This is a genomic window from Fictibacillus sp. 5RED26 (assembly GCF_015903895.1).
Classification (GTDB): Bacteria; Bacillota; Bacilli; order Bacillales; family Fictibacillaceae; genus Fictibacillus; species Fictibacillus phosphorivorans.
On sequence record NZ_JACZDU010000005.1, the window covers coordinates 35,480 to 61,653 of the forward strand.

Here is a 26,174-nt window from a genome sequence, read left to right on the forward strand (position 1 = left end):
AGTTGATTGGAGCGTAGGGTGCGAGACTCCTTGGGGATCAGTGGGACATGTGAGACTCTTAAAAGCGCAGAGCGCTAAGAGGCTCACCGCACACCCCCAGGAAAGCGAGCGTCCCGGAGCGTAGATCAACACTTTCAAAGAGTTTTCTCTATACTTCCAGACAATCCTGAATCAAATAACCAATCTGCTTATATGCTGGGTGGTTATTCAGGTTTAAGATTAATCCTTTTACGATTGCAGGACTGAGACTCGGCTCAATCATCTGCTGTTTCAGGAGATTCAATGATTCTTTTAACGTTGAATCATCCACTTCCTCTATCTTTTGCTCTACCATCTCTAGCAGATGTTCTTTTGTTACATGAACATGAAAAGGTTCATTAATCGTGTGGTAAAGCTCTTCTGTGATAAACGTCGTTTCTGAATGTTTGGCGAGTAGTGCTGTTTTTTCCGCAAGTGAGCGACTCAATGTATGAAGATCCAGCGGAACGTTAAAGAACAGAATTAAATGTGAATACGTATGAATAAAGCCTTTTACACAATAGATCAAATCATAACGAGTCTGTGAGATCTCTTCGCTATAAATGCGGTCTAACATGCCTAATATGATGTTATCGATGAGTTTATCATAGTGATGAATCTTTGAGATCAGCTCTTCATTCGGTGTTTTTGATTGTTCTTTTATAAAAATTTTGGCAAAATCAGAATGCTTTTGAAAAGAATGAAACGCAGCTTGATAAAATTCGTATAAAAGATTAGCATCCGTTTCGTGATTTTTGACTACTTGGTCAATATCTGAGATCAAACTCAGCATAAAATGGTCGATCAGACCGTTGATCAGTTCGTCTTTTGATTTAAAAGATAAATAAAATGCACCCTTTGAGATGCCTGCGTGTTCAGTAATTTGTTGGACTGATGTGGCATCAAACCCTTGCTGTGCAAATAGTTCGAGGGCACTCTCCATAATTAGTTGTTTCTTACTCATTGTATCGCTCCTAAGTAATTCATTGACAAATGACCAATCAGTCATTAGTATAAATAATTGAGTTGGATAAGTCAATTAGGGGTTGGTGGATGAATGAAAGGTTTAGTTAATTTTGTCTTAATGAATAAATTAGCTGTATGGCTGCTTACCATTATTATAACAGTCTCAGGTATTTATTCAGGAACACGTATGAATATGGAAACGATTCCGGATGTTTCGATTCCTTACTTGATGGTGATGGACGTTTATCCTGGAGCTACGCCAGAGAAAGTAATGGAAGACGTATCGATGCCGATCGAGAAAGCGGTTGAAGGGCTTGAAGATGTTAAAGCCGTTTATTCAAATTCTTATTCAAACATGTCTAATCTCCAAGTGGAATATGAATACGGGATAGACATGGACGAAGCAAAGCGTGAGCTCCAATCTGCACTAGATGCAGTCGAATTGCCAGAAACAGCTGAGGAACCGACTGTGACAGCAATCAGTATGAATATGATGCCTGTTGCGGCACTTAGTGTAAGTAGTACGAAAGAGGATATCGTTGAATTAACATCAACGGTTGAAGAGATCATTCTTCCTAAGATCGAGAAAATCGATGGTGTGGCATCCGCTAAGATTACGGGTCAGCATATCGAAGAGGTAGATCTTACATATAAAAAAGATAAGTTGAAACAGTTTGATCTAACAGAAGATAAAGTAAAAGAAATGATTCAAGCAAGCAACATGGCTGTTTCATTAGGATTGTATGAGTTTGAAAAAGGGGAAGAAGCAGTTGCCGTTGATGGAAAGTTCATGACTTCAGATGAACTGAAGAACATGATGATCCCGGTAACACCATCTGCAACTAACCCAACACCTTTTGTAAAGCTTAGTGAGATTGCTGATATTAAAACGGTAGGTAAAGTGGAATCTGTCTCCCGAACAAACGGAGATGAAGCGATCGCCATTCAAATCGTAAAAGAACAGCAAGCCAACACGGTTGATGTTGTAAATGGTGTAAAAGAGCTGATTAAAGAAGAGAAATCTAAAGTAGACGGTCTAGTTATTGATGTGTCACTCGACCAAGGAAAACCAATTGAAGATTCAGTCGCAACCATGATTGAAAAAGCTTTGTTTGGTGGTTTGATCGCGGTACTGATCATTCTGTTATTCCTTCGTGATTTTAAATCAACAATTATCTCAATCATCTCTATTCCGGTTTCCATCTTTATGGCGCTACTTGTGCTCAACTGGATGGATATAACGTTGAACATCATGACACTAGGGGCGATTACGGTTGCGATCGGCCGTGTAATCGATGACTCAATCGTTGTTGTCGAAAATATTTATCGACGTTTGCATTTGAAAGAAGAAAAATTAAACGGACGTGCGTTAATTAGAGAAGCAACGATTGAGATGTTTAAGCCGATCCTTTCTTCCACACTCGTAACGGTTGCGGTGTTCGCTCCGCTTATCTTTGTGGGTGGTATGGTAGGCGAACTGTTCGCGCCGTTCGCGTTAACGATGACATTTGCGCTTGGAGCATCACTCATTGTTGCTATAACAATCGTTCCAGTGTTATCACACTTTTTGTTTAAAAAGAAGCTGTATAGCGAAAAGACAGAAAGCAGCCATAAGGAAACTGGTAAATTAGCAAAATGGTATAGAGGGATTCTTAATAAATCTCTTAATCATAAAATTATCACATCTATTTTGGCGGTTCTTTTACTTGCAGGAAGTTTAGCTTTAACGCCTATTATCGGTTTCAGCTTCATGGGCAGTGAAGAAGACAAAGTAATGTATTTAACATACACACCTAAAGCTGGGGAACTGAAGGAAGAAACTTTGAAGAACGTTGAAGCTCTAGAAGAGAAGATGCTAAAACGCGATTATATTGATATCGTTCAAATCTCTGTATCAGATAACGCAGATCCGATGATGGCTATGGCCGGCGGCGGAGAAGGCGGGGCACTCATGTACCTCATCTTTGATCCGGAAATGGAGAACTTCCCAGAAGTGCGGGATGAAATAGAAGACTATGTCGCTGACATTGGTCAATCAGGAGAATGGAAGAGTCAGAACTTCGCTGCATCAACAGGAGCTGAAAACGAAGTCAGCTATACGTTCTACAGTGAAGATCTGAATAAACTCAATAAAGCGGTGAAGATGGCAGAAGAAGCCATGAACAAGAACGATCAGTTAGAAGATGTTTCGTCAAGCGCAAAGGATGCGTTCGTCGAGCATACGTTTAACGTCGATCAAAATGAGATTCTAAAATACGGACTAACAACAGGTCAGATCGTGATGATGCTGAATCCGATGAAAGCGGATGAAGTCTTAACGACGATTGAAAAAGACGGAGATACACTAGACGTTATCGTTCAGCAGGAGCAAACGAAACAACCTAAGTCCGTAGACGATATTTTAGCAAGACAGGTTCCAACAGCTCTTGGCACGACAATGCCGTTATCTGAGCTCGTAACGGTTGAAAAAGGAACAACACTGAATACCCTTGCCCGAAGTAAAGGGGAGTATTATGCTACGGTGTCTGGTAAGGCAATTGGCGATGATATGTCAAAAGCAACTTCGGAAGTCCAAAAAGACATCGATAAACTGGATATGCCAAAAGGAGTTACAGTTGGAGTGGCGGGGGTTCAGGCTGATATGAACGAAACCTTCACACAGCTTGGAGCGGCTATGCTTGCGGCGATCGCGATCGTGTATTTCATACTTGTCGTAACATTCCGTGAAGGTGTTGCACCGTTTGCGATCCTGTTTTCACTTCCATTTGCTGTGATTGGTTCGTTTGTAGGTTTATTGATCGCAGGTGAAACCATCTCAGTATCCGTAATGATGGGGCTATTGATGTTGATCGGTATTGTTGTAACAAATGCCATCGTACTCGTAGACCGAATCATTCACATGGAACGTGAAGGAATGAGTATGCGTGATGCGATTTTAGAGGCTGGTGCTACACGACTTCGTCCGATCCTGATGACGGCTATCGCAACGATCGGAGCATTGATTCCGTTAGCAGTTGGCTCAGGTGGCGGCGGGCTGATCTCTAAAGGTCTTGGCGTTACCGTAATCGGCGGATTAGCAAGTTCTACATTATTAACGCTGATCATCGTGCCAATCGTGTATGAAGTCCTCTCCAAAATTTTTAAAAAGAATCGTAAAGAAGTAGAAGAGAATTAAGAAGAAAGCCCTGCAAAGTGATGTTTAGTCACTTACAGGGCTTTTTGTATTTAGTGCAGAATCTACCTATTGCATCAACTACTTCCGCATCCACTGCCGCAACTGCTTCCACAGCTGCTCCCGCTGTCACTGCTACAGCTGCTATCATGTCCGCCATTGTCGTCACGGTGGTTGCCACACCCACTTCCGCAAGCTGTTGTGTTACCTGAGTAATAGTTAGAAGCGGGACTCAATTTTGCCATGTGCATGTCATAGTCTTCATAATGATGATAGGAATAATAAAGCATCGCACCAGCTAAGATCGGTGCACTATCTATGGAGTATGGTGAAACCTTTAATCCTGTATAAGGATTTTTATCATGGGATACACGCTTTATATCTCCTTTGATTTTCGTAAGCAGAGCTGTAACAGTATCCTTATCTGCTGTTTCTCTGAAGTATTTTTTATTTAACTCTTCAATAGATAGTGAATTAAGCTCCTGTAAAAATCCGTTGTGAAGTGGATTTTGAAAGAAACTACCCCAAGCGATATGTGTAAAATCAGTAAATGTAAAAAGTTTTGCGTACAAAAGATCAAACCAAGCTCTTCCATGTGGATCGGGTTCTACAACATCATTCGGAGCATGATGAATATGCTCACCACATAGTTCAGCAGAAAATTTTTCATACTCCTTCGTATACATCAGCATCTCGTGCCAGATGTCATCCACCTTTTTACTGAACATCGGTACATTATTTAAAAGTGAACACATGATAAAGAAGCGTTGAAGCTCATAATATACAACCTCAAAGTACGCTTCTGTTGCCTTCGGGTGCTCTGAAAGATATCTGCGTTTTATTTTTTCTTTAAACTCACGAGGGAGAGCTTTCTCCATGTTTCTTACACTTTTTTGTAAATGTAAATCTTCACGAATACCTAAGTTCGGTGGAAGTTCAGTTTTTTCTGCCACCTTTTGATAATTCGGTTTAGTCGTGAATTTAATAACAAGGGGAGCAATTACGACTATGGCAAAAAATAAAAAAAATAGTTTAAACATCTATGGCGCCTCCTTTTACGTCTCCTACCAAATAGCTATATTCTAGTTCTCTACTTTAATGATAATATAAGATGAATTTATTGTAAAAAAGTGGGTGTTTTTTTGACGGTTTTATTGTTAGCTGGAATCTTGTTTACGTTAATCCTCATAATTAAACAAAGAGATATTGCCACTGTTGGGATTGTAAGAAACATTACCCATAAATTAAAGAGTCGTTCTTTAAGTACGAACTACTGGCAAGCAGGTATAACATTATTTGTTGCGAACGCTGCATTATTCGCACTAGCTTTTGTAATTCTTTTCTTTCTGCCTTACGGTGCTATGGTGGGGCTATGCCTGTGCATACCGCTCAGTCTTTTTACATGGATGCTATTTTCTGAAGTGTGGAGAGGATCGTGGAAGGATAAAGTGAGGATGGCGGTCATCGGAAGCACGTTTTTTCTCTTTTTCTTAGGGTGGATTTTTTGGTATTATGCAACACGTGAACCCGCTTATCCAGGAGACGATCTATTCATGGTATGGATTGGTGTGATCATTGCGTCTATTTTTACTATAGGAGCAATGAGCGTGAGTATGTTTGTGATTTTGCGAAAATAATTATTCAGTTTAAAAGAGAGACTGCTTAGAAAGCAGTCTCTTTTCATTTGCTCAATTACGAATGAGGTTTCTATTATTCTCAATCTCAAACTCTTTAATATTGATCATGTTCGCAGATACGTAATGATCGTTACCAACATGAATCAACTGTGGCGGATAGAGCGGTTTATCTGGCAGAATGATAGGTTCTCTGTATGCATTTCGACGCTCAGGATCTGCGATCGGAATGGATGATAAAAGAGATTTCGTATAAGGATGGATCGGATTTCGGTACAATTCATCTTTTGGGGCCAATTCGATCAGATGGCCAAGGTACATGACGGCAACTCGATCACTCATATAATGAACAACGCCAAGATCATGTGAGATGAACAAACAGGTTAGATCAAGTTCGGACTGAAGATCTTTTAATAGATTCAACACTTGTGCTTGAACAGATACATCGAGCGCTGATACGGGTTCATCTGCAATAATAAACTTAGGATCTAGCATCAATGCACGAGCGATTCCAATCCGCTGACGCTGCCCACCGGAGAACTCGTGGATCTTTTTTAGATAAGAAGTCTTCGGCAATCCGACTTTTTCTAATAGATTGTAAGCTTTCTTCGTACGCTCTTCTTTACTTAACATCCTCTGAATAACAAGCGGTTCTTCTAAAATTTCCCCGACCGTTAGACGAGGACTGAGTGATTCATAAGGATTTTGAAAGATCATTTGAAATTCTTTACGGTATGGCCGCAACTTTTTTTCGGGCATATGTGTGATATCCAGACCATCAAACATAATGTTTCCGTGCTCGGGTTTATATAATCGCATGATCGTTCGGCCAAGGGTCGTCTTACCAGATCCTGACTCCCCAACAATACCTAATGTTTCGCCCTTAAAAATATCGAGAGTAATTCCATCGATTGCTTTATGGATTCCTGTCTTCGTCATAAAATACTTAGAAAGGTTTTGGATGGTTATCAAGTGTTTATCCAACGATCGTCACCTCGCTCTCATCAAATAGACGAACGTAATGCCCAGGTTCCACTTCGATAAGAGAAGACGGAGCATGATAAACTTTGCTTTCCATGGAATAAGTCTCTGGTGCGAATTTTCTTCCCTTATATCCTGCTTCTTCAAACGAATAATCGTAAACGCTCTTTAAACGCTCGCTCTCGCTCTCCAAACTTGGAATGCAGCCGATCAAGCCTTTTGTATAAGGGTGGATGGGATTATTAAAGATCGTAAACACATCTCCTGATTCTACGATTCTTCCTCCAAACATGACATACACCCAGTCAGCATATTCTGCCACTACACCAAAATCATGTGTGATCATTAAAACAGAAGCGTCTTCACGTATTTTATAATCAGCGATCAAATCCAATACCTGCCTTTGAATCGTTACGTCTAACGCGGTCGTTGGTTCATCCGCAATTATCAGTTTAGGTCTACAGGATATGGCCATTGCAATTAAGATACGTTGTTTCATGCCTCCTGATAGCTGAGAGGGATATTGATCAAATATGTGTGCAGGATTATGAAAACCTACTTGTTCGAGAAGAGAGAGTGCCACGGTTCTAAGCTCTGATTTTGCTATCTGTTTATGATATTTCAAGCCTTCCGTGATCTGAATACCCACTTTCATAGCAGGATTCAGTGAGGCGATCGCGTCCTGAAAGATCATGGAGATCTCATTGCCTCGTATTTTTTGCATCTCTTTTTCTGTCATCTGCAAAATTTCTTTATCGTCAAAACGGATCGAGCCTGACTCTGCTCGACCATTGGCTGGTAGAAGTTTTAACACTGAAAGAGAAGTGACACTTTTTCCAGAACCTGATTCGCCGATAAGAGCGGCAGTCTGTCCTTTACTGACGGAGAGACTTAAATCAGTAACCGCATTAAATACGTTCTTTCCACTGCCGAAAGCTATGTTTAGATTGTTTATTTCTAAAAGTCTGTAAGACATGTTTCACACCTCACTTATGATTTGTTGGATTCGAGGCTATTCTGTATACCTTGTATCATGAGATTGATCGAGAAAATCATAAAAGCAAAGAATGATAGTGGCACTAAAATAATCCAAGGAGCCGTTAAGAGCTTCTGATATGATTGGCCGATGATACCAGCCCATTCGCCGCTTAATGATATGGTGGCTGGCGTTAAGTTAAAGATATCACCCATCATCACTGTTTTAGATCCACCGATAAAAACAGCAAGAACACCTAAGTGTGCTAACAAAATTAATGTTTGAATGGCTTGCTGAGCAAATAAAAGCAGGAGTTTTGAGCTCAGTTCAGGCAGGACATGCTTGTAATAGACATATGGCTTTTTCGATCCTAATGAAAAGGTGCTAACAATATAGTCTTTTGCTAGGATAGAGCGTATCTCTTCAGAAAACGTTGATACTAAAGGCGGTACACCAATACCAACGAGAATCAAGCACTGCACGACAATCAGAGTCATCATGCCCATCGGTTCAGTAGCGTCTTTTACAAAGAGCGGAACCATGAACATATAAGCTAAGATAGCAGTTGGGATATAGAGTGTGGCTTGTACGATATCGTCAAAGAACGTACTCTTCGATTTTCTATGAAACAAGGAAAAGAAAAGGGCGAAGAAAATTCTAAGAAAAGCAATGATTAAAGTGATCAGGATCGTATACTTTGCGCCTTCTAAAACAAGATACAATAAGTGCTTTCCGTTCATATCCGTTCCAAAAGGAGGCATGTCTTTCGGTGAGAAAGGAGCAACACCAACGATGACTTCATTCTCGTCATATAAAAACTTAGATTCCTTTTGAACATCCATGAGAGATGGATAAATAAAGCTTAATAAAATTAAACTCACGATAAATAGAAACCCGATTAAGAACTGCGGCTGTTTAAGCAATCGAACGATCATGCTGCATCCTCCTTTTGAACGTTTAAGCCTCCGCGGTAAGATTCCATGACCTCGAACAGGAAGGAGAAAGGAATCGCGATAAACAAGACCGTTATGATAAACGAAACACCTTGCGTGTTCAGCATGATGGTCATGATTCCGTTCAAGTTAAAGACGTATTCTAGAATGAATAAGTTCGAAAGCATGAAAACAAAGATGGTCTTGGAATATTGAAAGAGACTCGTCATAATATTACGGAACACATGATTGAGCGTGATGTAGAGGTTTCCGAGTCCCATCGCTCGTGCTACGGTTATGTATGGTTTGTTTTGCTCTTCTTTCATTAGTAGAAAGGTAATCTTAAAGAGTTGAATCGTTGGCAGGACAGAGAGTGTTAGAATCGGAAAAAAGTAGATGCGGTTGTCGTAGACGCCGGAAACGTTCGCTATTAATAATCCAGTCTTCTTAAAGATATATACTGCTGAAACTTGTAGCGCGATAACGATAAAAAGATCGGGTAATGATTCTAATAGTGTTAAAAATCCATAGACAGCGCGTTTTAATGGTCTTGGCAGCAGTGTCGCTAAGAACGTCAGCAATAACGCTACTAGGAGACCTAGTAGTAGTGCTGTAAAGAAAATCGTCATCGAGTAAAAAAACTTATCAAAAATATCCGGAAATAGACTATATTTTCGATTCTCAATGGTGTACTCCCAAAGCTTCATGCTTTGAAGTGGTGCGATGCCAAAGAAGATAGAAGGAAGAAAACTGATGATCAAAACGCCGATTAAGATCGACCGAAGCCTCTTCAGATAACTTGTAAATGAAAAGTTCATTTATTACACCTCTTTTTGTAGCTGTAGTTGACAGAATAATCTGTATGTAATAATTGTAAACGAATTGACATGTCTTTTGAATAGCATTATGTATTAAATTTCCAACAAAAAAATACTGAATGGAAATCCTCAGTATTTTTTCAGTAAAACCTCTTTTGCCAACCAGTCGATTCCTTCTTGAATAAATATTTCAGAAGGATTTGAGTGCGGTGTATGTTCGAATATCCAAATAAGATCGGGATAACTTGATAAAACGTGGAGGATTTCCTTAAGGGAATAATGTTGTCCGTTATCTTCATGTGATGGATGGATAGGAACCCATATGTATTTGTCATCCAGATATTCAATGTTGTGTAGATGGACAACTTTAATGTGATCTTTCCACTTCTGAATCATGTTTAGAGCCTTTTCATCTGCAGCTAATAGGTAATCACCAATATCAATGCACAGCTTCAGTCCGTATTTTTCCCATACTGTGATAGGAAAAGCATTTAGGTACTGTATTCCTTTCGGCGATTTATCCAATCCGAGCTTTGGTTCGCAGATGATCGGCAAGTTGTATGTTTGCTGTAGTTCAGATAATCGTTTCAGACCCTGCTCAATTAACGTATCGGGATTACATGCGCAGCCCTGAAAATAAGGGAAATGAACAAGGATATACTGAGCGCCTATTTCAACGAGACGCTGAATTTCCTTTTCGAACAAGGTCCATGCTTGTTCAGGTGTATATTGAAACTTCTCTAATAAATCATATTTACTTCCGTTTCTATAGATGGGAGAGTGGATGCCAAAGGTTTTGTTGCTATTCTTTAGAAGTAATAGAAACCTTTGAAAGGCATCTTCATTTTCGAATTCTCCAATCTCAATATGTGTGATCTGCTCATGAACTCGAAACAGATCGTTGAATTTTGTTTCATCAGACATGATGGTACTGCCAGAAATGCCGATTGTATGTGTCATCTTAACCTCCTAGATAATATAAAAAAGACAGGAAATGAGATCCTGTCTTTTAAAATCCTCCACCACCGCTACCACCCGAGTGGTGATTATGTTGGGATGCATTCCAGGCTGCTGCATTATTGATCTTGTTTTGATCACTAACATGCTCTTCAAGCTCGTATTTGTAGTTATACCTTCTGTACTTTAGCCTTGTTCTCCAGTTGACGATTGCGGCTAGTAAAGTCACCGCGGCGATAGGTCCTAAAATGTATAGCCAAAACATAGAAGCACCTCCTTAAATTGTGTTGTTACTCGTTACCGTATGTTGTTATTCCTTATATATGCGAATCAAGAAAGAGATGAAGCTTGTCCAGGCCCTAAGCTGCTTTAATTGTATAATTCTACAAAAAATGTAAGAAATCCTTTAAGGGGTCTGTCCCGGGGTCTGACCCCGGGACAGACCCCCTACAATTTAGACACAATTTTAACACATACTGGGAGATAACTGCTTTGCAATTTAAGACAGGTATCACTATAATATAAGAGGAATCGACAGAAGCAGTCCGGCAGTGGGCTGTTTTTTGCAGTTATACAACAAACAAATTTAGGTTAAAACTTTTAAAAGAAGTCAAACAATGAAGGTGAAAGATATGAAACGAGCTCGACTAATATATAATCCAAGTTCGGGAAGAGAAACGGTAAAAAAACAGCTTCCTTATATTCTAGACAGACTTGAAAATGCAGGTTATGAAACGTCATGTCATGCAACAACACCCGAAGAAGGTTGCGCGACTCGCGCTGCACGTGCAGCAGGGGAAAGAGGTTTCGACCTCGTTATCGCAGCTGGTGGAGACGGAACGATCTATGAAGTGGTCAATGGATTAGCAGGACTTGAAGATCGCCCCATGCTAGGAATCATTCCAGCGGGAACTACGAATGACTTTGCACGTGCAGTAGGTGTGCCGCGCACGATTGAAGGAGCTTGTGACGTTCTATGCGGTGGTGTACATATGCCTGTTGATATCGGTAAAGTAAACGACAGGTTCTTCATCAACATCGCAGGAGGCGGTCGTATAACAGAGCTAACGTATGAAGTACCAAGCAAACTGAAGACGATGATTGGACAGCTGGCGTATTTCCTAAAAGGAATTGAGATGTTGCCGTCGATTCGTCCTACATTTGTTGAGATCGAATTCGATGATAAAGAAAAATATGAAGGCGAGATCATGCTCTTCTTAGTAGCTAACACAAATTCAGTTGGAGGCTTTGAGAAACTTGCTCCATCATCAGAATTCCATGACGGTCTTTTTGATGTAATCATCTTAAAGAAAACGAATCTTGCAGAATTTGTACGTATTGCATCTCTTGCGATCCGTGGGGAACACATTCATGATGATCATGTGATCTACAAGAAGGCGAAGCGTGTAAAAGTAACGCCTCGTGAAAAGATGCAGATCAACCTAGATGGAGAGCTAGGAGGCATCCTTCCAGGTGAGTTTGAAAATCTACACCATCATTTTGAATTGCTTGTACCAAAAGAGCGACTTAAACCTTAAACCAACCATGTCAAAGAACACTGAAGCAAAATCTGCTGAGTGTTCTTTTTTATTAAAAAATGAGTAACGGGAGATGTTTATGACTTACCTATTTCAGGTTATTACTCAAGAACAAGCTGAGGAGATTGCGTTTCAATGGCACTATGATGGAGAGTATTCATTCTATAATATGGAGTCAGATAGAGATGATTTAGCAGAATTTATTAACCAAGAAAAGAGAGGGGAATCTGTGTATTCAGTCCTTAATAATAATGAACTAATTGGTTTTTTTAGCGTGAATAAAGCAGATGAACGGATATATGATATTGGTTTAGGAATGAGACCAGACTTAACGGGTAAAGGTATAGGCTTCAAATTTCTGAAATCAGGAATAGAGTTTGTGAAAAGTGAATACAAACCAAAAAAAATAACATTATCTGTAGCGACATTTAATCAAAGAGCGATAAACGTTTATGGAAAAATGGGTTTTAAAGAAATTAAGACTTTTATGCAAGCTACAAACGGTAGTGAATTTGAGTTTATCAAAATGGAATACGGATGCTAATTTAATGATACAGCTGTCCATAAAAGACATCTATTTAATCATAAAAAGACCTGTCATAGCTTTGTAAGTTGAAAAGTAAAATAGATTTCAGGGGGCATAACGCTCTATTTCATATTCCTTTTCTTCCAAAGGAGTTTTTAGAAGATGGATAGCAACCAGAATCTGTGCGAGCAGTTTGCCAAAATATTAAATGGTCGTTCACAAAATCACCAAGGTGTGTGTTCGGTCTCCCTGCACCGTACGTTTTCAGCTACTGTGCAAGGAAAACCAAGTAAAGCGGTACTTCCAGTAGGGGTATCGTTTGAGTCTTTGGATCAAAGCGGAAATGCTTTGAACCTATTAGAAATTGCTGTTCTACAGGAAGAAATACCACGTTTTATGTATGCCGTTGTTCAGCAGGGGCTCATTGTAAGTGCGCTTCATAATCACTGGCTATACGTTAATCCGCAGATTATGTACATGCATGTTCAATCCGTTGAACCGCCTTTAAATTTTGCTCAAAAGGTAAGCCGTTCTTTTTCTTATTTATCGAGTTACCCTTCTTCTTAAAAAATTCTTACGTCTGGGCCACATATAGGTGGTCCGTTTTTTTTTATGTAAGCATTTGGTGTCCACTAACAGTTATGCTACAATCAGAAAAGCATAAGAGACAAAAAGGGACGATGACAATGACAAAGGCTGATTTGCCTGTTCATAAAAATGAAAGTTATGAAGTAGATATAGTGGATTTAACCCATGAAGGAGCAGGAGTTGCTCGTGTAAATGGGTTTACTTTGTTTGTGCCGAATACATTGCCTGGCGAGCGTGCGAAGATCAAGGTTGTAGGTGTGAAAAAAGGATTCGGTTTTGGTCGTTTAGAAGAGCTGATCGAAGAGAGCCCTGAACGTGTTGAACCACCTTGTCCGATCTATAAATGGTGTGGAGGGTGTCAGCTTCAGCATCTATCCTATGAAGGACAGTTGGAATACAAACGAAAGCTTGTAGAAGACGTTCTAGCGAGAATCGGAAAGTTAGAAGACGTTCCCGTTCTCTCAACACTTGGCATGGGAGAAGAACCTTGGCGTTATCGCAATAAAGCGCAAGTGCCAGTTGGTGAACGCAACGGCCGCATCATCACAGGTTTCTACCAAAAGCGTAGCCATGAGATCGTAGAGATGGATAGCTGTATTATCACGGGGGATACGAACGACGACGCGGTACAAGCTGTGAAAGAAATCGTGAATCAGTATAACATCAGTGCTTATAATGAAGAAAAACATAAAGGTATTCTTCGTCATATCATTGCGCGATACGGGAAAACGACAGGTGATTTAATGATCGTACTCGTAACGAACGGTCAAGACCTGCCGCAGCGTAAGAAGATAGTAGAAGATATCCGAAAAGCACTACCTGAGATTAAATCAATCGTTCAAAATGTGAACTCAAAACGTACGAACGTGATTTTTGGTGAAGAAACACGCGTGCTTTGGGGTGCTGAATATATTTACGATTTTATCGGCGACATCAAGTTTGCCATCTCAGCGCGTTCGTTTTATCAGATCAATCCAGACCAGACGAAGGTGCTTTATGATCAAGCGTTACAATATGCGGAACTAAATGGTGATGAGACGGTCATCGATGCGTATTGCGGAATTGGGACAATATCACTGTTCCTCGCACAAAAAGCGAAAAAAGTGTACGGCGTAGAAATCGTACCAGAAGCGATTGAGGACGCGCGCCGCAATGCGGAGTTAAACAATCTCCATAACGCTGAGTTTGCTGTTGGTAAATCAGAAGATGTGATTCCCGAGTGGAAAAAACAAGGCATCACGCCAGATGTGATCGTCGTGGATCCACCACGAAAAGGCTGTGACGAGGAATTATTAAAAACCATCATTGAAATGAAACCGAAGCGTGTTGTGTATGTGAGCTGTAACCCAGCTACACTAGCACGTGATTTGCGCGTACTTGAAGATGGTGGATTTAAAACGCAGAAAGTCCAGCCGGTCGATATGTTTCCTCAGACGACGCATGTTGAAGCTGTTGCGTTGCTTGAGCTTAACTAATTAAAAAATAAAAATGGCTATCTATTACTTTTTTATACTTACTGTTCGAATTGTAAGGATGCCGTAGAGATAAAGACAATGACTTTGGCATTGTTTTGAAGGGAACGTATCAGCAGTGTGGGCAAGATGTGACCAGATTGTAAATGAATGAAAATGAGTATTAATAATTACAGGAAGTGAGCCTTCAAGAGGGCTCACTTCTTTTTTTATTTTGACTGTGAAGATGACTTTGCAGACTGCTCACGAAATGTGTGTCACAGTTAGGGCTGAAGTAGATGGTGCATTCCTAATTTTAACAGTTTGCAAGTGTTATTGTTTTTCAAAAGTCGATATGCTAGAATCATGCTTGGGAATGATAATTATTATCAATAAGAAACGCAATAATAGTTTGTACATGTTGTATAGTTCTTTTTAATAATTACTAACAATCCCGTAGTTTGTAGTAACTTTGACAGAAAAATTTTAATCTCCGAAGTTTCTGGAGATTTGGTTAGGTATATAGAACTTGTTTGGTCTTCAAATGAAAGGGTGTAAATGATGAGGAACATCGAAAAATATAGAAATGCCTTTATTAATGTGTTGGAACTAGAGGAAGATGAAGTAGTTGAGAATTTAGTCTTAGCAGAATCAGCAGAATGGGATTCAATCGCACATATGGCGCTCATTTGTGAGATTGAGGATGCATTTGATGTCTCATTAGATTCAGAATGGATGACGGAATTCAATTCTTACCAGTCTGGAATTGAGCTATTGGAACGTTCGGGAGTGAACATTATTAATGAATAACTTCAAAAAAATGGAGCAGTTTGGGAACCGCACAGCTGTATATGCAGACCGAGAATATTCATACTCAGAAATGGTAGAAATATCGGATGCCATCTGCGGTAATGTGGGTGAAAGAACGCTCGTTTTTTGTTTGTGCTCAAATAATAAAGAGTCTTTATTTGGTTACGTGGGCTTTATTAGAGGTGGCGTTGTCCCCGTTCTTTTGGATGCATCCATCCATATAGATCGGTTACGAAGACTGGTTCATCTTTATAAGCCTGCATACATCTGGGCAACTAGTAATAATCAAGATCTCTCAAAGACAATGGATTCTTCCTTTGTATATGGAGATTACACATTATATAAATGTCCTACCCATTTTCAACATAATCTTCATGAACATCTTGCTTTACTCTTAACAACCTCTGGAAGTACGGGGAGCCCCAAATTTGTTCGTTTAAGCTATGAAAATATTTTTGAAAACGCTGTATCAATAGCAAAGTACCTTGATATCCATGAAAACGAAAAACCGATCACTACACTACCAATGAATTACTCCTACGGGCTTTCAATTATTAACAGCCATTTCGTATGTGGAGCCACCGTCGTTGTAACGGGGGCTTCTATAATGAGTAAGGATTTTTGGAATTTATGTAAGGAACAGCAAGTCACAACTTTTGGTGGAGTTCCTTTTGTGTATGAGATGCTTGACAGGATGAAGTTTGAAGAGCTTAGTCTGCCAAGTTTAAAAAAACTAACTCAAGCAGGTGGCAAATTGAACGAAACGCTATCTCGCAAATTTGCTAATGTGTGTAATCAGAAAGGGATTCAGTTTTTTACCATGTACGGTCAAACGGAGGCGACAGCCCGGATGACCTATCTACCCTATGAGAAAAATCTTGAAAAAGCAGGAAGTATCGGTATTGCTATTCCAGGTGGAGAGCTAATCATTCAAGATGACAAGGGAAACAAAATTACAGCACCTCATTTGACAGGTGAATTGATATACAAAGGGCCTAATGTTTCCTTAGGGTATGCTGAGTCGTTATTCGATCTTTCTAAAAAAGATGAGAATAAAGGTGTTTTGCGTACAGGAGATATGGCTTACTTTGATGAGGATGGGTATTTCTTCATATCAGGACGCATTAAAAGAATGATAAAAGTGTATGGAAACCGCATCAGTCTTGATGATGTAGAATTGTTTTTACATGAGCATGGCCACGATTGTATCTGTGCTGGAAGTGATGACCAAATGTATATCTACACATTAAGAGATGATTATGTTCAGATAAAAAAAATAGTCAAGGAAAAATTAAACTTGAAGGGCTTTAAGATTATGAGAATTGAGGAAATCCCACGGAATCACTTTGGAAAAATCCTCTATTCAAACCTCCCTAAACTTGGCTAATTTATAGTTGGTGATTTTTATGACCGACCACCATCTGTTCAACGTGTTGCAATGCCATTTATGCATATTTTCTAGTTCGTTTTATCAGAAAAAAATATAAGGTAATTTTTTATCAGGTGATTGAATGACTTTTATATCAATTGAGTTTCTTCTATTTCTCGCAATAACCGTTTTGTTGAATTATATAATCCCCCATCGATTGAGATGGGTTCTTTTATTGGTTGCAAGTTATGTGTTTTACGCTAGTTTAAGTATTCAATTTATACTATTACTGTTAATTAGCACAGCTTTTACTTATTTCACTGGAATTTTCATTGAAAAACAGGAGACCAAAAAACAGAAGAAAAAAGCCATGATCGTTGGTATTTCTGTATTGTTGTTTTTTCTTGGTTGGTTTAAATATTTTAATTTTGTGAATGAATCGCTTCGGTCGTTGGCGACATCCATGGGTTGGAATTATGCGATACCCTACCAAGAGATTGTTCTGCCATTAGCCATTTCATTTTATACATTTCAGGCTGTAAGTTATCTTGTGGATATTTTCTATGGAAAGCAAAAAGCTGAAAGACATTATGGTTATTTTTCGGTCTATTTTGCATTTTTTCCACAACTGGTTGCAGGGCCGATTGAACGTGCCAAAAAATTAATTCCACAATTGAAAGTCGAACAGCGTTTAAACTATGAAAATTTAGTATATGGAATGAAGAGAATCGCATGGGGTTTTTTTAAAAAGACATTGATTGCAGATCGACTAGCTCCAATCGTTGCTAGTGTTTACGATAGTCCTAACCCGTCTGGTTCTGAAATCGTACTAGCTACTATCTTATTCTCGATTCAGTTATACGCTGATTTTTCAGCATGCAGTGACATTGCCATTGGTAGCGCCAGAATGTTGGGAATCAATTTAACTGAAAACTTTAAGCAGCCGCACTTTGCCGTTTCGATTGCAGATTTTTGGAGTAGATGGCATATAACGCTCTCCACATGGCTTAGGGATTATATTTTTTTCCCGTTAGGTAAGAGGAAAAAGAAGAGAAGCGAAATTTATTTTGCCATTGTGATTACTTTTTTAGTAAGCGGCATATGGCACGGAGCCGCTTGGACTTTTGTATTATGGGGTCTCATTCATGGGTTTTATCGCGTGTTTGGAGATGCAACGAAATCTTATCGTGAAAGTATGGCTTCGTTTATTCGATTGGATAGAACTCCAGTGCTTCATAGGTGGTTGAAGATTGCAATAACCTTCCTTCTAGTCTGCTTTTCTAGAGTTTTTTTTCGATCGGATACCGTAGCACAAGCATTTGATCACGCAAAACTTTTCTTGAGCATCAGCTCTTGGAGCCCGGTGGGAATGGTTAAAGCTTTTGAAATTTTTCCGTTATTTGATCTGTTACTTTTTATTTTTTTCTTTATTATTCTACAACTGTTTCAATATATAGAAAGAAACAATGGTTCTGCATGGGAATTTCTATCAAAGCGCTCCACATTTACTAGATTGGCATTTTATATTTTTCTTATTTTTTCAGTTCTTATATTAGGTGTTACAGAGAATGGATTTGTTTATGGTGGATTTTGATACAACAACTTCCATGTGTAGTTTAGGTGAAGATTTGATAAAAGATACACGGTGTTGAAAGGATTTGCTATGTTACGTTTATTCATCAAGTTAACAATTATCATCGGTGTTGTTATCCTACTTTTTATGCCGATCAATCAATTTGTTAAGGATTCATATGATTACAATATTGATCATGACATACTGGCATTTAAGAAACAACCACATCCTGTTGATCTCATCAATCTAGGTGCATCTCATTCGATGTATGGTTATTATTTTAAGCCCACTGGTTTGTCCCATCTGGACTTAGCGCTTCCTTCTCAGACCATTCAATACGACTCTAAATTGTTGAAAGAGTATGGTGAGCATCTTAAACCTGGTGGTGTCGTTCTCGTTTCCATCTCTCAAATGACTTTCGCCAATTCTGAGGCTAAGAACATTGGGAACTATTATAGAGTTTTAGATCGTAGTGATATTGAACCGTATAATATCATTGATTATTACACTTACTTGAATTTACCTGGGACAAATACTGGGAGTCTTAGCTCTGCAATCACGGGTAAACTAAAAGACTTAAGATGGAATTCTCATCAACCTTGGTCAAATAATGGTAAAGATTATTCAGAAAGAAAATATGAGAAAATAGAAGAACAGTACCAGGAAGCAATAGAAAACAATAACATTGAACCAAATGTAAAGCAGTTAGAAGAAATTGTAGATTATTGCAGCGATAAAGGCTACCAAGTCGTGTTGACCATGGAGCCTGTTCATCAGTCTTATCAAAAATATTTCAATAAAGAAGTTATGAATAGACTTGTTTTTCAGCATTTAGAAGCTCTAAATCTAGATGTTCCATTGTTAAATTATATGAGTGATCCAAGATTCGTAAACAAGCAAGAATATTTTATCGACCCCGATCATTTAAACAGTGAGGGCAGAAAAAAGTTCTCTTGGATCGTATACGAGGAACTGATGAGAATGGGCTATTTAAAAAAGGATTGAATCAAAGTTGAATTAAACATGAAACATTTAAATAACTTTAAAAGTTAATAAAGGTGCAGACCTGCAGGTTAGAAGGGCAGGGACGAAAAAGAAGACAATATATTTTTGTACGAATTGTATTGATATCATAATCATCGAGAGGCTTTTTTGTACATTTGTAAATTTCCATAAATTATAAATGTGCAGTGATTGATATTGAGTGAACAATCATGATATAAGAGTAAAAGAATATTTATTTTACCGGGATTTTGAAGTTGCATTATAGTGAGAGGATTTGAGCATCAATGATAGATAATTTTTGGCGTGATCTGCCGCGTCCGTTTTTTGTACTTGCTCCAATGGAGGACGTGACAGATGTGGTTTTTCGTCATGTTGTAAGTAAGGCTGGGCGACCGGATGTGTTTTTTACGGAGTTTACAAACTCAGATAGCTATTGTCATCCAGAGGGATTAAAAAGTGTTCGCGGCCGTTTGACGTTTACAGAAGATGAACAGCCGATGGTGGCACATATATGGGGAGATAACCCTGAATATTTCCGTAAAATGAGTATTGGCATGAAAGAGATGGGCTTTAAAGGAATCGACATTAACATGGGCTGCCCAGTACCGAATGTCGCACAAAGAGGAAAAGGAAGTGGCCTTATTCTACGTCCAGATGTAGCGGCTGAATTAATTCAGGCGGCTAAAGCTGGCGGACTACCTGTTAGTGTGAAAACACGACTTGGGTTTAAAGAGATCGATGAGTGGGAAGCGTGGCTTACGCATATTTTAGAGCAGGATATTGCAAACCTTTCTATCCATTTACGAACAAGAGAGGAAATGAGTCTTGTAGATGCTCATTGGGAGCTTATTCCTGAGATTAAAAAGCTGCGTGACAAAATTGCACCAGATACGTTACTAACGATCAATGGAGACATTCCGGACCGTCAAGTAGGGCTAGAGCTTGCTGAAAAATACGGAATTGATGGTGTTATGATCGGACGAGGAATCTTTAAAAATCCTTTTGCTTTTGAAAAAGAGCCAAGAGAGCACAGCAGCAAAGAATATCTTGATCTGTTAAGACTGCAGCTTGATCTCCAAGATCAATACGCGGAAGAAGTGCCGCGTTCTATCACAGGACTTCACCGCTTTTTCAAAATCTATGTAAAAGGATTCCCAGGAGCGGCAGAATTACGCAATCAGTTGATGAACACAAAATCAACGGATGAAGTGAGAGCGTTGCTAGATCAAATCAATCATTAATAACTTTTAAAAGAATAAAGAAATAGATTGAAAAACAGTATGAGACCTTGTGGGTACATGCTGTTTTTTTGATTTGAATCCATTAAATTCATCAAGAGGTAATTTATGTTAAGGTGAAGCTAACAATTGCTAGATCAAATACAAAAGGGAGGTACGTTCATGAAAAACAATCGGAAGTTGTTAATCATTGTTGTAACCGTTCTGCTCGTTATAGTATCTGCTTGCGGAAATTCAACTGATTCGTCAAATGGATCAACGGATAACGAATCAAAAAATGATAAATCAACTCAAAAATCAGGTGCAGATATTTCAAATAAAGATGATATTGAAAAAGCTTCAGGAAGTGATCATACTAATGAAAAGGTAGATATGTCTCAGAAAGATGCTTCTGAAAATAAGGAAAGTACAAAAGAAAAATATCTTCAAAAATGGGAAGAGATGAAGAATAAAGTAGCAGAGATGAGAAAGAATCCACTAGATGATACAACATTCGCTTTGAAGAAAGTGGAAGGCGATGCATACGAACTATTAGATGACTTGTTAAACGAAATTTATGGAGTACTAGAGAAGCAACTCAATAAAGAAGAGATGAACCAATTAAGAAAAGAACAACGTGAATGGTTAATCAATAGGGAAAATATAGCTAAAAAGGAATCTCTTAAATATGAAGGTGGTACATTGGAGCAATACGAATATGTAAGAACAATAAACAATCTTACAGAGAAGAGATGCTTTGAATTAATTGAGAATTATATGAAGTAATAACTGGGTCTAAAAGTAACTCCACCAGGTGTATAAGAGGAAGGTGACAGCTTCTGTAGAATTATAGAAACATTCATGGAAAAGCAAGGAGGAGTTACGTTATGAAATTACTGCTCACATCTGGAGGCGTGATTAACAAAAGCATACATGAGGCGCTCGTTAATATGTTGGACAAGCCAATTGCTGATTGCAACGCCCTTTGTATACCTACTGCCATGTACGGACATCCCTGGGTGGGACCAGGCGTGAAAGCTTGGGAGTTCATCACCGGGAAAGAGGAAAATCCTATGGTTAACCTAGGTTGGAAGTCAGTTGGTGTGCTCGAGCTTACTGCGCTGCCAAGCATAGACAAAGAACGCTGGGTACCCCTCGTAAAGGAGACCGACGTCTTTTTAGTTTCGGGCGGAGACGCTCTTTACCTGTATCATTGGATGCAGCAGTCGGGGTTAGCAGAGATATTACCATCGCTTCGCGCAGTATATGTGGGAATGAGTGCAGGTAGTATGGTGATGACACCTAGGATTGGGAAAGATTTCGTTGGCTGGACTCCACCGAGCGGTGAAGATCAAGCACTTGGATTCGTCGATTTTTCAATCTTTCCACATGTTGATCACGAGATGCTGCCAGAAAACACTATGGCAGCTGCAGAACAATGGGCTGCTGAGATTAATGGACCAGCATATGCTATTGATGATGATACCGCAATCAAAGTAATTAATGGTGAGACTGAAGTAATTTCTGAAGGACATTGGAAACTTTTAAGTAAAGTTAGTTCATAGGTCATATCATTCGGAAAATGAATCTGATAGGAATTAAATTTAAAGTAGAGATTTTTTTATGAAGAAGAAAGCAGGTGATACCTATGCTTTTTTCTTTTTTTTATGGGGCTGAAATCTAGTGAGAGATTCTCCTTTGAATTTTTGAACACGTTAGTCTTAATTAGTAGATTTCACCTATACGACGCTCATGCCCATAGTTAATATTTATATTTTTGTAAAATTAAGATAATTCTTATTGTTCATTCGGAATTTTTTCCTCTCCTATATAATGATAATAACCAATTAATAGGAGGTATCGTTTCGTGAAGAAAAAGCTTATAGGTTCCGTCATTTTGTCATCTACATTTCTATTAAGTTCCATTCCGGTTAATGTACTTGCACAACCTGTTCATTCAAGTGAAGTCAACCGTGTTCAAGTTGCTAAAGAATGGAATGAGAAAGCGAGTGTACCTTTCTTTGTGAAGGAAAGAAATGCAGAGAAGTTTTCCTCAAGCAGTTCTTCTAACGCACTAAATTATTTAAAGAAAAATCAAGATAAAACAGGTATTAAAAGTCCGGAAAAAAATTTAAAAGTAAAAAGTGTAAATAAAGATGAACTTGGAATGACTCACGTACGGTTTTCACAAGCAATCAATGGGATTCCTGTAGAAGGTTCTGAAGTCGTCGCCCATTTTAATAAAAATCATGAGATCGTTTCTGTGAATGGAAGAACGAATCAAACGATTGTCGATCAACTCGTAGATACACAAGCTGCCATCAGTAAACAAGCTGCGCTACAAGCTGCTTTATCATCGGTTAAAGCTCCTCAAGAGCTAACATATGAACCAACATCTGAGCTCGTTATCTATCCATTTGAAAATAAGAATCACACCGCTTATAAAATAAACGTTAACTTTATGGGTGAAGAACCTGGAAACTGGTTTGTATTTGTAGATGCTAAGACAGGAGAAGTCATCGATCAGTATAATGGGCTCATGCATGCTGATGAACATAAAACGCAAACAGGCTCTGGCCTTGGCGTTCATGGTGAACATAGAAAATTACATATTACACGAGTGAAAGAGCCGAAATCTGGTACAAGGTTTGCTTTAGCAGATTATTCTCATGAGAATCTTGAAGGAATCTTTACGTATGATGCTACGAGTGATTGGGATTCTAGTAATGATAAGATTTTTACGGGGAATTCAGCTTCCTTTACGAGTGACTATGACCGAGCTGCTGTTGATGCACACTATAATTCTGAAAAGGTCTATGAGTATTATTTGAATGAGCATGGCCGGAATTCTTTGGATGGAGAAGGTATGGCGATCAATTCTTATGTACACATGGGAGTCGATTACAATAATGCATTCTGGAATGGACGTTATATGGCCTACGGAGATGGTGACGGAGAATTTTTCATTCCATTATCTGCAGGTCTTGATGTTGCGGCACATGAAATGACACATGGTGTGATTACGCATACCGCAAATCTAGCTTACCGTAACCAATCGGGAGCACTTAATGAATCATTCGCTGACGTTTTTGGTGCACTCGTTGATGATAGTGATTGGGAAATGGGTGAGGACATCATGGCACCGGCTGCAAAAGCAGATGGCGTAACGAGATTGCGTAGCTTAAGCGACCCGAACAGTGTTGTTGTCAGCAACCCGCAAAGAGCGGCATATGGCAGTGGTGTCTATCCAGCACATATGGATGAATATTATAACATGCCGCTGAATGTAGATAATGGTGGTGTACATGTGAACTCTTCCATTACGAATCATGCTGCATATCTGATTGGTGAGGAGCTTGGTAGAGAAAAATTAGGTAAAATTTATTACCGTGCACTATCGGTATACTTAACATCGAATTCTAACTTTAGTGAAGCTCGTCAAGCCATCGTACAAGCTGCAACAGATCTTTATGGTTCAGGAAGTACTGAAGTAACCGCAGTTAACGCAGGCTTTGATGCGGTTGGTATTAATTAATCGAACCATTGGTAGCTGTAATACAAAATGAAAACCTCAGGAATAATATCCTGAGGTTTTATTTTAGTAAAACAAACCCGAATACTATCAAAATATTCTAATTATTACAACTTTTATAAATACATTGTATTAAGTCGAAATACTCACTATAATACTATTTAACAGAAGGACAATTGTCTTTTTCAGGTGGATTGAATTTGGTGGGCTTTCTTATTCCTACCTGTTAAAAGACGTAGGCTACAGGTTTATTCAGATAAACAGCTTTACAATTCTAACTAGATTGGTGATGACATCTATGAAACGTATACTGAAAAAGTGGAATCAGTTAAGTCTTGTTAAACAGATCATTATAGGATTGATTGTTGGTATTATCCTAGCTGTAACGATTCCGCAAGCAGCAAAACCTGTTATTATTTTTGGCACTTTATTTGTAGGTGCACTAAAAGCAATCGCACCTGTTTTAGTATTATTCTTGGTTATGTCGGCGATCGCGCAACATAAAGCGGGCCATCAGACGAACATGAAAGCCATTATTTTATTTTATCTTATAGGTACATTCTTAGCTGGATTAACAGCTGTTATTGCAAGTTTTATCTTCCCTGTAGGTCTGACTCTTGGTAAGGGAGCTGAAGGGGTTACCCCTCCGGGTGGTGTTGCTGAAGTACTAAAAACGCTGCTGATGAACGTTGTTGATAATCCATTCAACGCTTTGGTTAACGCGAATTATATCGGTATCCTGGCATGGGCAGTGCTTTTAGGACTTGCTTTAAGAAGTGCACAGGAAACGACAAAAACGATGATTTCAAACGTTTCGGACGCTGTAGCTAAATTGGTAACATGGGTCATTAAGTTAGCACCTCTAGGAATCATGGGACTAGTCGTTGAATCAATTACGTCAAACGGTATTGAATCATTATTGGGTTATAGCAAGTTGTTAGGACTTTTAATTGGTTGTATGTTATTTGTTGCCTTGGTTGTGAATCCACTTATTGTTTTCGCAGCAATCAGACAAAATCCTTATCCGCTTGTTTTCAAATGCTTGAAAGAAAGTGGAATAACAGCATTCTTCACACGTAGCTCCGCTTCTAACATTCCTGTCAACATGAAGTTATGTGAGAAGCTTGGTTTGGACAAGGATAATTATTCTGTATCCATCCCATTAGGGGCGACGATCAATATGGCAGGTGCTGCGGTTACGATTTCTGTTTTAACGCTTGCAGCGGTTCATACACTAAACATTCAGGTTGATCTCGGAACAGCTATTCTTCTAAGTGTTTTATCCGCTGTGTGCGCGTGTGGCGCTTCAGGGGTTGCTGGTGGATCGTTATTATTGATCCCTCTAGCGTGTAGTCTGTTCGGTATTCCCGGTGATGTGGCGATGCAAGTAGTTGGTGTTGGCTTTATCATCGGTGTATTACAAGATTCTTTTGAAACAGCATTAAATTCATCAACAGACGTACTTTTTACAGCAGCTGCTGAGTACAAAGAGTGGCGTAAAGAAGGAAAAGAAATTAACATTCAAAAAGCAGCATAATAGATGGCACCTGAGACGTTGTTTAGCGTTGAAGGTGCCTTTTTGTTGCCGTATTTTCTCGTTTAAAGGAATTACTATTATGTGTATGGAATGACTTAAGTGGTTTTATTATAAAAAAAAATCAGGAGGCTACTCATGGGAAGATTAGTGCATTTTGAAATTCATGTGGATGACATGGAGCGGGCAATGAAGTTTTACGGTGAGGTGTTTGGTTGGTCATTTCAAGATTGGAGTGAATTTGCTGGAATGCCTTATTACGGTGCAGTGACTGGGGACGACAAAGAAATGGGGATCAACGGTGCTTTAATGCAAAGACAGAGCCCGCCGCCTGAACCGAACCAAGCATTAAATGGATATGCATGTACGATGGGTGTTGAAAGCTATGATGAAACAGAAGCCAAGATTTTGGAGCAAGGCGGAAAAGTAGCGATGCCGAAGTACGCGCTGCCAGGAATGGCTTGGCAAGGATACTACATAGATACAGAAGGCAATATTTTCGGCATTCATCAGCCTGATGAGAATGCGAAATAGATAATAATGGTGAAGACAACGCTAGTATATTGGCGTTGTCTTT

At 39.1% G+C, this 26,174-nt stretch carries 24 protein-coding genes; 16 read left to right on the forward strand and 8 right to left on the reverse strand.

All coding sequences use genetic code 11. The features are described from left to right. Positions 1 to 148: 148 nt before the first annotated feature. Entirely contained in the window at positions 149 to 982 is an 834-nt protein-coding gene (locus IHV10_RS17020; protein WP_197132260.1) for a TetR/AcrR family transcriptional regulator, read from the reverse strand. A gap of 93 nt (positions 983 to 1,075) precedes the next feature. Between IHV10_RS17020 and IHV10_RS17025 the strand changes: the two genes are divergently transcribed. Further along, positions 1,076 to 4,159, forward strand: coding sequence for an efflux RND transporter permease subunit (locus IHV10_RS17025; RefSeq protein ID WP_197132262.1), 3,084 nt, complete (start codon positions 1,076 to 1,078; stop codon positions 4,157 to 4,159). A 74-nt stretch (positions 4,160 to 4,233) separates the two neighbouring features. Here IHV10_RS17025 and IHV10_RS17030 read toward each other — a convergent pair whose 3' ends face one another. Next, entirely contained in the window at positions 4,234 to 5,196 is a 963-nt protein-coding gene (locus tag IHV10_RS17030) for a hypothetical protein (RefSeq protein ID WP_197132265.1), read from the reverse strand. 102 nt (positions 5,197 to 5,298) lie between these two features. Here IHV10_RS17030 and IHV10_RS17035 point away from each other — a divergent pair, with 102 nt between their 5' ends. Beyond that, positions 5,299 to 5,793 (forward strand): hypothetical protein, encoded by a 495-nt coding sequence (locus tag IHV10_RS17035; protein ID WP_197132268.1) that lies wholly within the window; start codon positions 5,299 to 5,301, stop codon positions 5,791 to 5,793. A 51-nt stretch (positions 5,794 to 5,844) separates the two neighbouring features. Here IHV10_RS17035 and IHV10_RS17040 read toward each other — a convergent pair whose 3' ends face one another. The 6 genes from IHV10_RS17040 to IHV10_RS17065 all read right to left on the reverse strand — a co-directional run bounded on the left by IHV10_RS17040 (position 5,845) and on the right by IHV10_RS17065 (position 10,719). Then, entirely contained in the window at positions 5,845 to 6,774 is a 930-nt protein-coding gene (locus tag IHV10_RS17040) for an ABC transporter ATP-binding protein (protein ID WP_231619601.1), read from the reverse strand. Further along, positions 6,767 to 7,747 (reverse strand): ABC transporter ATP-binding protein, encoded by a 981-nt coding sequence (locus IHV10_RS17045; protein ID WP_197132271.1) that lies wholly within the window; start codon positions 7,745 to 7,747, stop codon positions 6,767 to 6,769. Before IHV10_RS17045 ends, IHV10_RS17040 begins: the two co-directional genes overlap by 8 nt. Before the next feature lie 14 nt (positions 7,748 to 7,761). After that, positions 7,762 to 8,682: a hypothetical protein gene (locus tag IHV10_RS17050; protein ID WP_197132274.1), complete on the reverse strand. Its 921-nt coding sequence runs from the start codon at positions 8,680 to 8,682 to the stop codon at positions 7,762 to 7,764. Further along, a complete protein-coding gene (locus IHV10_RS17055) occupies positions 8,679 to 9,497 on the reverse strand; it encodes an ABC transporter permease subunit (RefSeq protein ID WP_197132275.1) in 819 nt (272 codons plus the stop codon). Before IHV10_RS17055 ends, IHV10_RS17050 begins: the two co-directional genes overlap by 4 nt. Before the next feature lie 129 nt (positions 9,498 to 9,626). Then, complete coding sequence (locus IHV10_RS17060) at positions 9,627 to 10,457, reverse strand: sugar phosphate isomerase/epimerase (protein ID WP_197132277.1); 831 nt, start codon at positions 10,455 to 10,457, stop codon at positions 9,627 to 9,629. A 49-nt stretch (positions 10,458 to 10,506) separates the two neighbouring features. Continuing rightward, positions 10,507 to 10,719, reverse strand: a complete 213-nt coding sequence (locus IHV10_RS17065) for a hypothetical protein (protein WP_197132279.1) — start codon at positions 10,717 to 10,719, stop codon at positions 10,507 to 10,509. A gap of 367 nt (positions 10,720 to 11,086) precedes the next feature. Here IHV10_RS17065 and IHV10_RS17070 point away from each other — a divergent pair, with 367 nt between their 5' ends. The 14 genes from IHV10_RS17070 to IHV10_RS17135 all read left to right on the forward strand — a co-directional run bounded on the left by IHV10_RS17070 (position 11,087) and on the right by IHV10_RS17135 (position 26,131). Next, entirely contained in the window at positions 11,087 to 11,992 is a 906-nt protein-coding gene (locus IHV10_RS17070) for a diacylglycerol kinase (protein WP_144704382.1), read from the forward strand. Between the two features lie 79 nt (positions 11,993 to 12,071). Then, positions 12,072 to 12,536, forward strand: coding sequence for a GNAT family N-acetyltransferase (locus IHV10_RS17075; protein WP_197132281.1), 465 nt, complete (start codon positions 12,072 to 12,074; stop codon positions 12,534 to 12,536). Between the two features lie 144 nt (positions 12,537 to 12,680). Next, a complete protein-coding gene (locus IHV10_RS17080; RefSeq protein WP_197132284.1) occupies positions 12,681 to 13,085 on the forward strand; it encodes a DUF1259 domain-containing protein in 405 nt (134 codons plus the stop codon). 119 nt (positions 13,086 to 13,204) lie between these two features. Then, positions 13,205 to 14,581: a 23S rRNA (uracil(1939)-C(5))-methyltransferase RlmD gene (gene rlmD, locus IHV10_RS17085; protein ID WP_197132688.1), complete on the forward strand. Its 1,377-nt coding sequence runs from the start codon at positions 13,205 to 13,207 to the stop codon at positions 14,579 to 14,581. A 537-nt stretch (positions 14,582 to 15,118) separates the two neighbouring features. Next, entirely contained in the window at positions 15,119 to 15,367 is a 249-nt protein-coding gene (locus IHV10_RS17090; RefSeq protein ID WP_137791400.1) for a phosphopantetheine-binding protein, read from the forward strand. Next, positions 15,360 to 16,754: an AMP-binding protein gene (locus tag IHV10_RS17095; protein ID WP_197132287.1), complete on the forward strand. Its 1,395-nt coding sequence runs from the start codon at positions 15,360 to 15,362 to the stop codon at positions 16,752 to 16,754. The genes IHV10_RS17090 and IHV10_RS17095 overlap by 8 nt, the downstream gene beginning before the upstream one ends. Before the next feature lie 124 nt (positions 16,755 to 16,878). Continuing rightward, a complete protein-coding gene (locus tag IHV10_RS17100; protein WP_197132289.1) occupies positions 16,879 to 18,330 on the forward strand; it encodes an MBOAT family O-acyltransferase in 1,452 nt (483 codons plus the stop codon). 69 nt (positions 18,331 to 18,399) lie between these two features. Continuing rightward, complete coding sequence (locus tag IHV10_RS17105; protein ID WP_197132291.1) at positions 18,400 to 19,314, forward strand: hypothetical protein; 915 nt, start codon at positions 18,400 to 18,402, stop codon at positions 19,312 to 19,314. A 284-nt stretch (positions 19,315 to 19,598) separates the two neighbouring features. Then, the gene (locus tag IHV10_RS17110; protein WP_197132293.1) at positions 19,599 to 20,555 is read left to right on the forward strand and encodes a tRNA dihydrouridine synthase; all 957 of its coding nucleotides are present in this window, start codon (positions 19,599 to 19,601) and stop codon (positions 20,553 to 20,555) included. A gap of 159 nt (positions 20,556 to 20,714) precedes the next feature. Further along, complete coding sequence (locus IHV10_RS17115) at positions 20,715 to 21,317, forward strand: lysozyme inhibitor LprI family protein (RefSeq protein ID WP_197132295.1); 603 nt, start codon at positions 20,715 to 20,717, stop codon at positions 21,315 to 21,317. A 101-nt stretch (positions 21,318 to 21,418) separates the two neighbouring features. Further along, positions 21,419 to 22,096: a Type 1 glutamine amidotransferase-like domain-containing protein gene (locus IHV10_RS17120; protein WP_197132298.1), complete on the forward strand. Its 678-nt coding sequence runs from the start codon at positions 21,419 to 21,421 to the stop codon at positions 22,094 to 22,096. A gap of 302 nt (positions 22,097 to 22,398) precedes the next feature. Beyond that, positions 22,399 to 24,066: a M4 family metallopeptidase gene (locus tag IHV10_RS17125; RefSeq protein WP_197132300.1), complete on the forward strand. Its 1,668-nt coding sequence runs from the start codon at positions 22,399 to 22,401 to the stop codon at positions 24,064 to 24,066. A 295-nt stretch (positions 24,067 to 24,361) separates the two neighbouring features. Then, positions 24,362 to 25,600, forward strand: coding sequence for a serine/threonine transporter SstT (sstT, locus tag IHV10_RS17130; protein ID WP_197132302.1), 1,239 nt, complete (start codon positions 24,362 to 24,364; stop codon positions 25,598 to 25,600). Positions 25,601 to 25,735: 135 nt separating this feature from the next. Further along, the gene (locus IHV10_RS17135) at positions 25,736 to 26,131 is read left to right on the forward strand and encodes a VOC family protein (protein WP_197132305.1); all 396 of its coding nucleotides are present in this window, start codon (positions 25,736 to 25,738) and stop codon (positions 26,129 to 26,131) included. The last annotated feature ends 43 nt before the right edge of the window (positions 26,132 to 26,174 follow it).

Bases quoted from the DNA above. Each gene is read 5' to 3' on its own strand.
- IHV10_RS17020 (WP_197132260.1), bottom strand. From the start codon at position 982: ATGAGTAAGAAACAACTAATTATGGAGAGTGCCCTCGAACTATTTGCA.
- IHV10_RS17025 (WP_197132262.1), top strand. From the start codon at position 1,076: ATGAAAGGTTTAGTTAATTTTGTCTTAATGAATAAATTAGCTGTATGG.
- IHV10_RS17030 (WP_197132265.1), bottom strand. From the start codon at position 5,196: ATGTTTAAACTATTTTTTTTATTTTTTGCCATAGTCGTAATTGCTCCC.
- IHV10_RS17045 (WP_197132271.1), bottom strand. From the start codon at position 7,747: ATGTCTTACAGACTTTTAGAAATAAACAATCTAAACATAGCTTTCGGC.
- IHV10_RS17050 (WP_197132274.1), bottom strand. From the start codon at position 8,682: ATGATCGTTCGATTGCTTAAACAGCCGCAGTTCTTAATCGGGTTTCTA.
- IHV10_RS17055 (WP_197132275.1), bottom strand. From the start codon at position 9,497: ATGAACTTTTCATTTACAAGTTATCTGAAGAGGCTTCGGTCGATCTTA.
- IHV10_RS17060 (WP_197132277.1), bottom strand. From the start codon at position 10,457: ATGACACATACAATCGGCATTTCTGGCAGTACCATCATGTCTGATGAA.
- IHV10_RS17065 (WP_197132279.1), bottom strand. From the start codon at position 10,719: ATGTTTTGGCTATACATTTTAGGACCTATCGCCGCGGTGACTTTACTA.
- IHV10_RS17070 (WP_144704382.1), top strand. From the start codon at position 11,087: ATGAAACGAGCTCGACTAATATATAATCCAAGTTCGGGAAGAGAAACG.
- IHV10_RS17075 (WP_197132281.1), top strand. From the start codon at position 12,072: ATGACTTACCTATTTCAGGTTATTACTCAAGAACAAGCTGAGGAGATT.
- IHV10_RS17080 (WP_197132284.1), top strand. From the start codon at position 12,681: ATGGATAGCAACCAGAATCTGTGCGAGCAGTTTGCCAAAATATTAAAT.
- rlmD (WP_197132688.1), top strand. From the start codon at position 13,205: ATGACAAAGGCTGATTTGCCTGTTCATAAAAATGAAAGTTATGAAGTA.
- IHV10_RS17090 (WP_137791400.1), top strand. From the start codon at position 15,119: ATGAGGAACATCGAAAAATATAGAAATGCCTTTATTAATGTGTTGGAA.
- IHV10_RS17095 (WP_197132287.1), top strand. From the start codon at position 15,360: ATGAATAACTTCAAAAAAATGGAGCAGTTTGGGAACCGCACAGCTGTA.
- IHV10_RS17100 (WP_197132289.1), top strand. From the start codon at position 16,879: ATGACTTTTATATCAATTGAGTTTCTTCTATTTCTCGCAATAACCGTT.
- IHV10_RS17105 (WP_197132291.1), top strand. From the start codon at position 18,400: ATGTTACGTTTATTCATCAAGTTAACAATTATCATCGGTGTTGTTATC.
- IHV10_RS17110 (WP_197132293.1), top strand. From the start codon at position 19,599: ATGATAGATAATTTTTGGCGTGATCTGCCGCGTCCGTTTTTTGTACTT.
- IHV10_RS17115 (WP_197132295.1), top strand. From the start codon at position 20,715: ATGAAAAACAATCGGAAGTTGTTAATCATTGTTGTAACCGTTCTGCTC.
- IHV10_RS17120 (WP_197132298.1), top strand. From the start codon at position 21,419: ATGAAATTACTGCTCACATCTGGAGGCGTGATTAACAAAAGCATACAT.
- sstT (WP_197132302.1), top strand. From the start codon at position 24,362: ATGAAACGTATACTGAAAAAGTGGAATCAGTTAAGTCTTGTTAAACAG.
- IHV10_RS17135 (WP_197132305.1), top strand. From the start codon at position 25,736: ATGGGAAGATTAGTGCATTTTGAAATTCATGTGGATGACATGGAGCGG.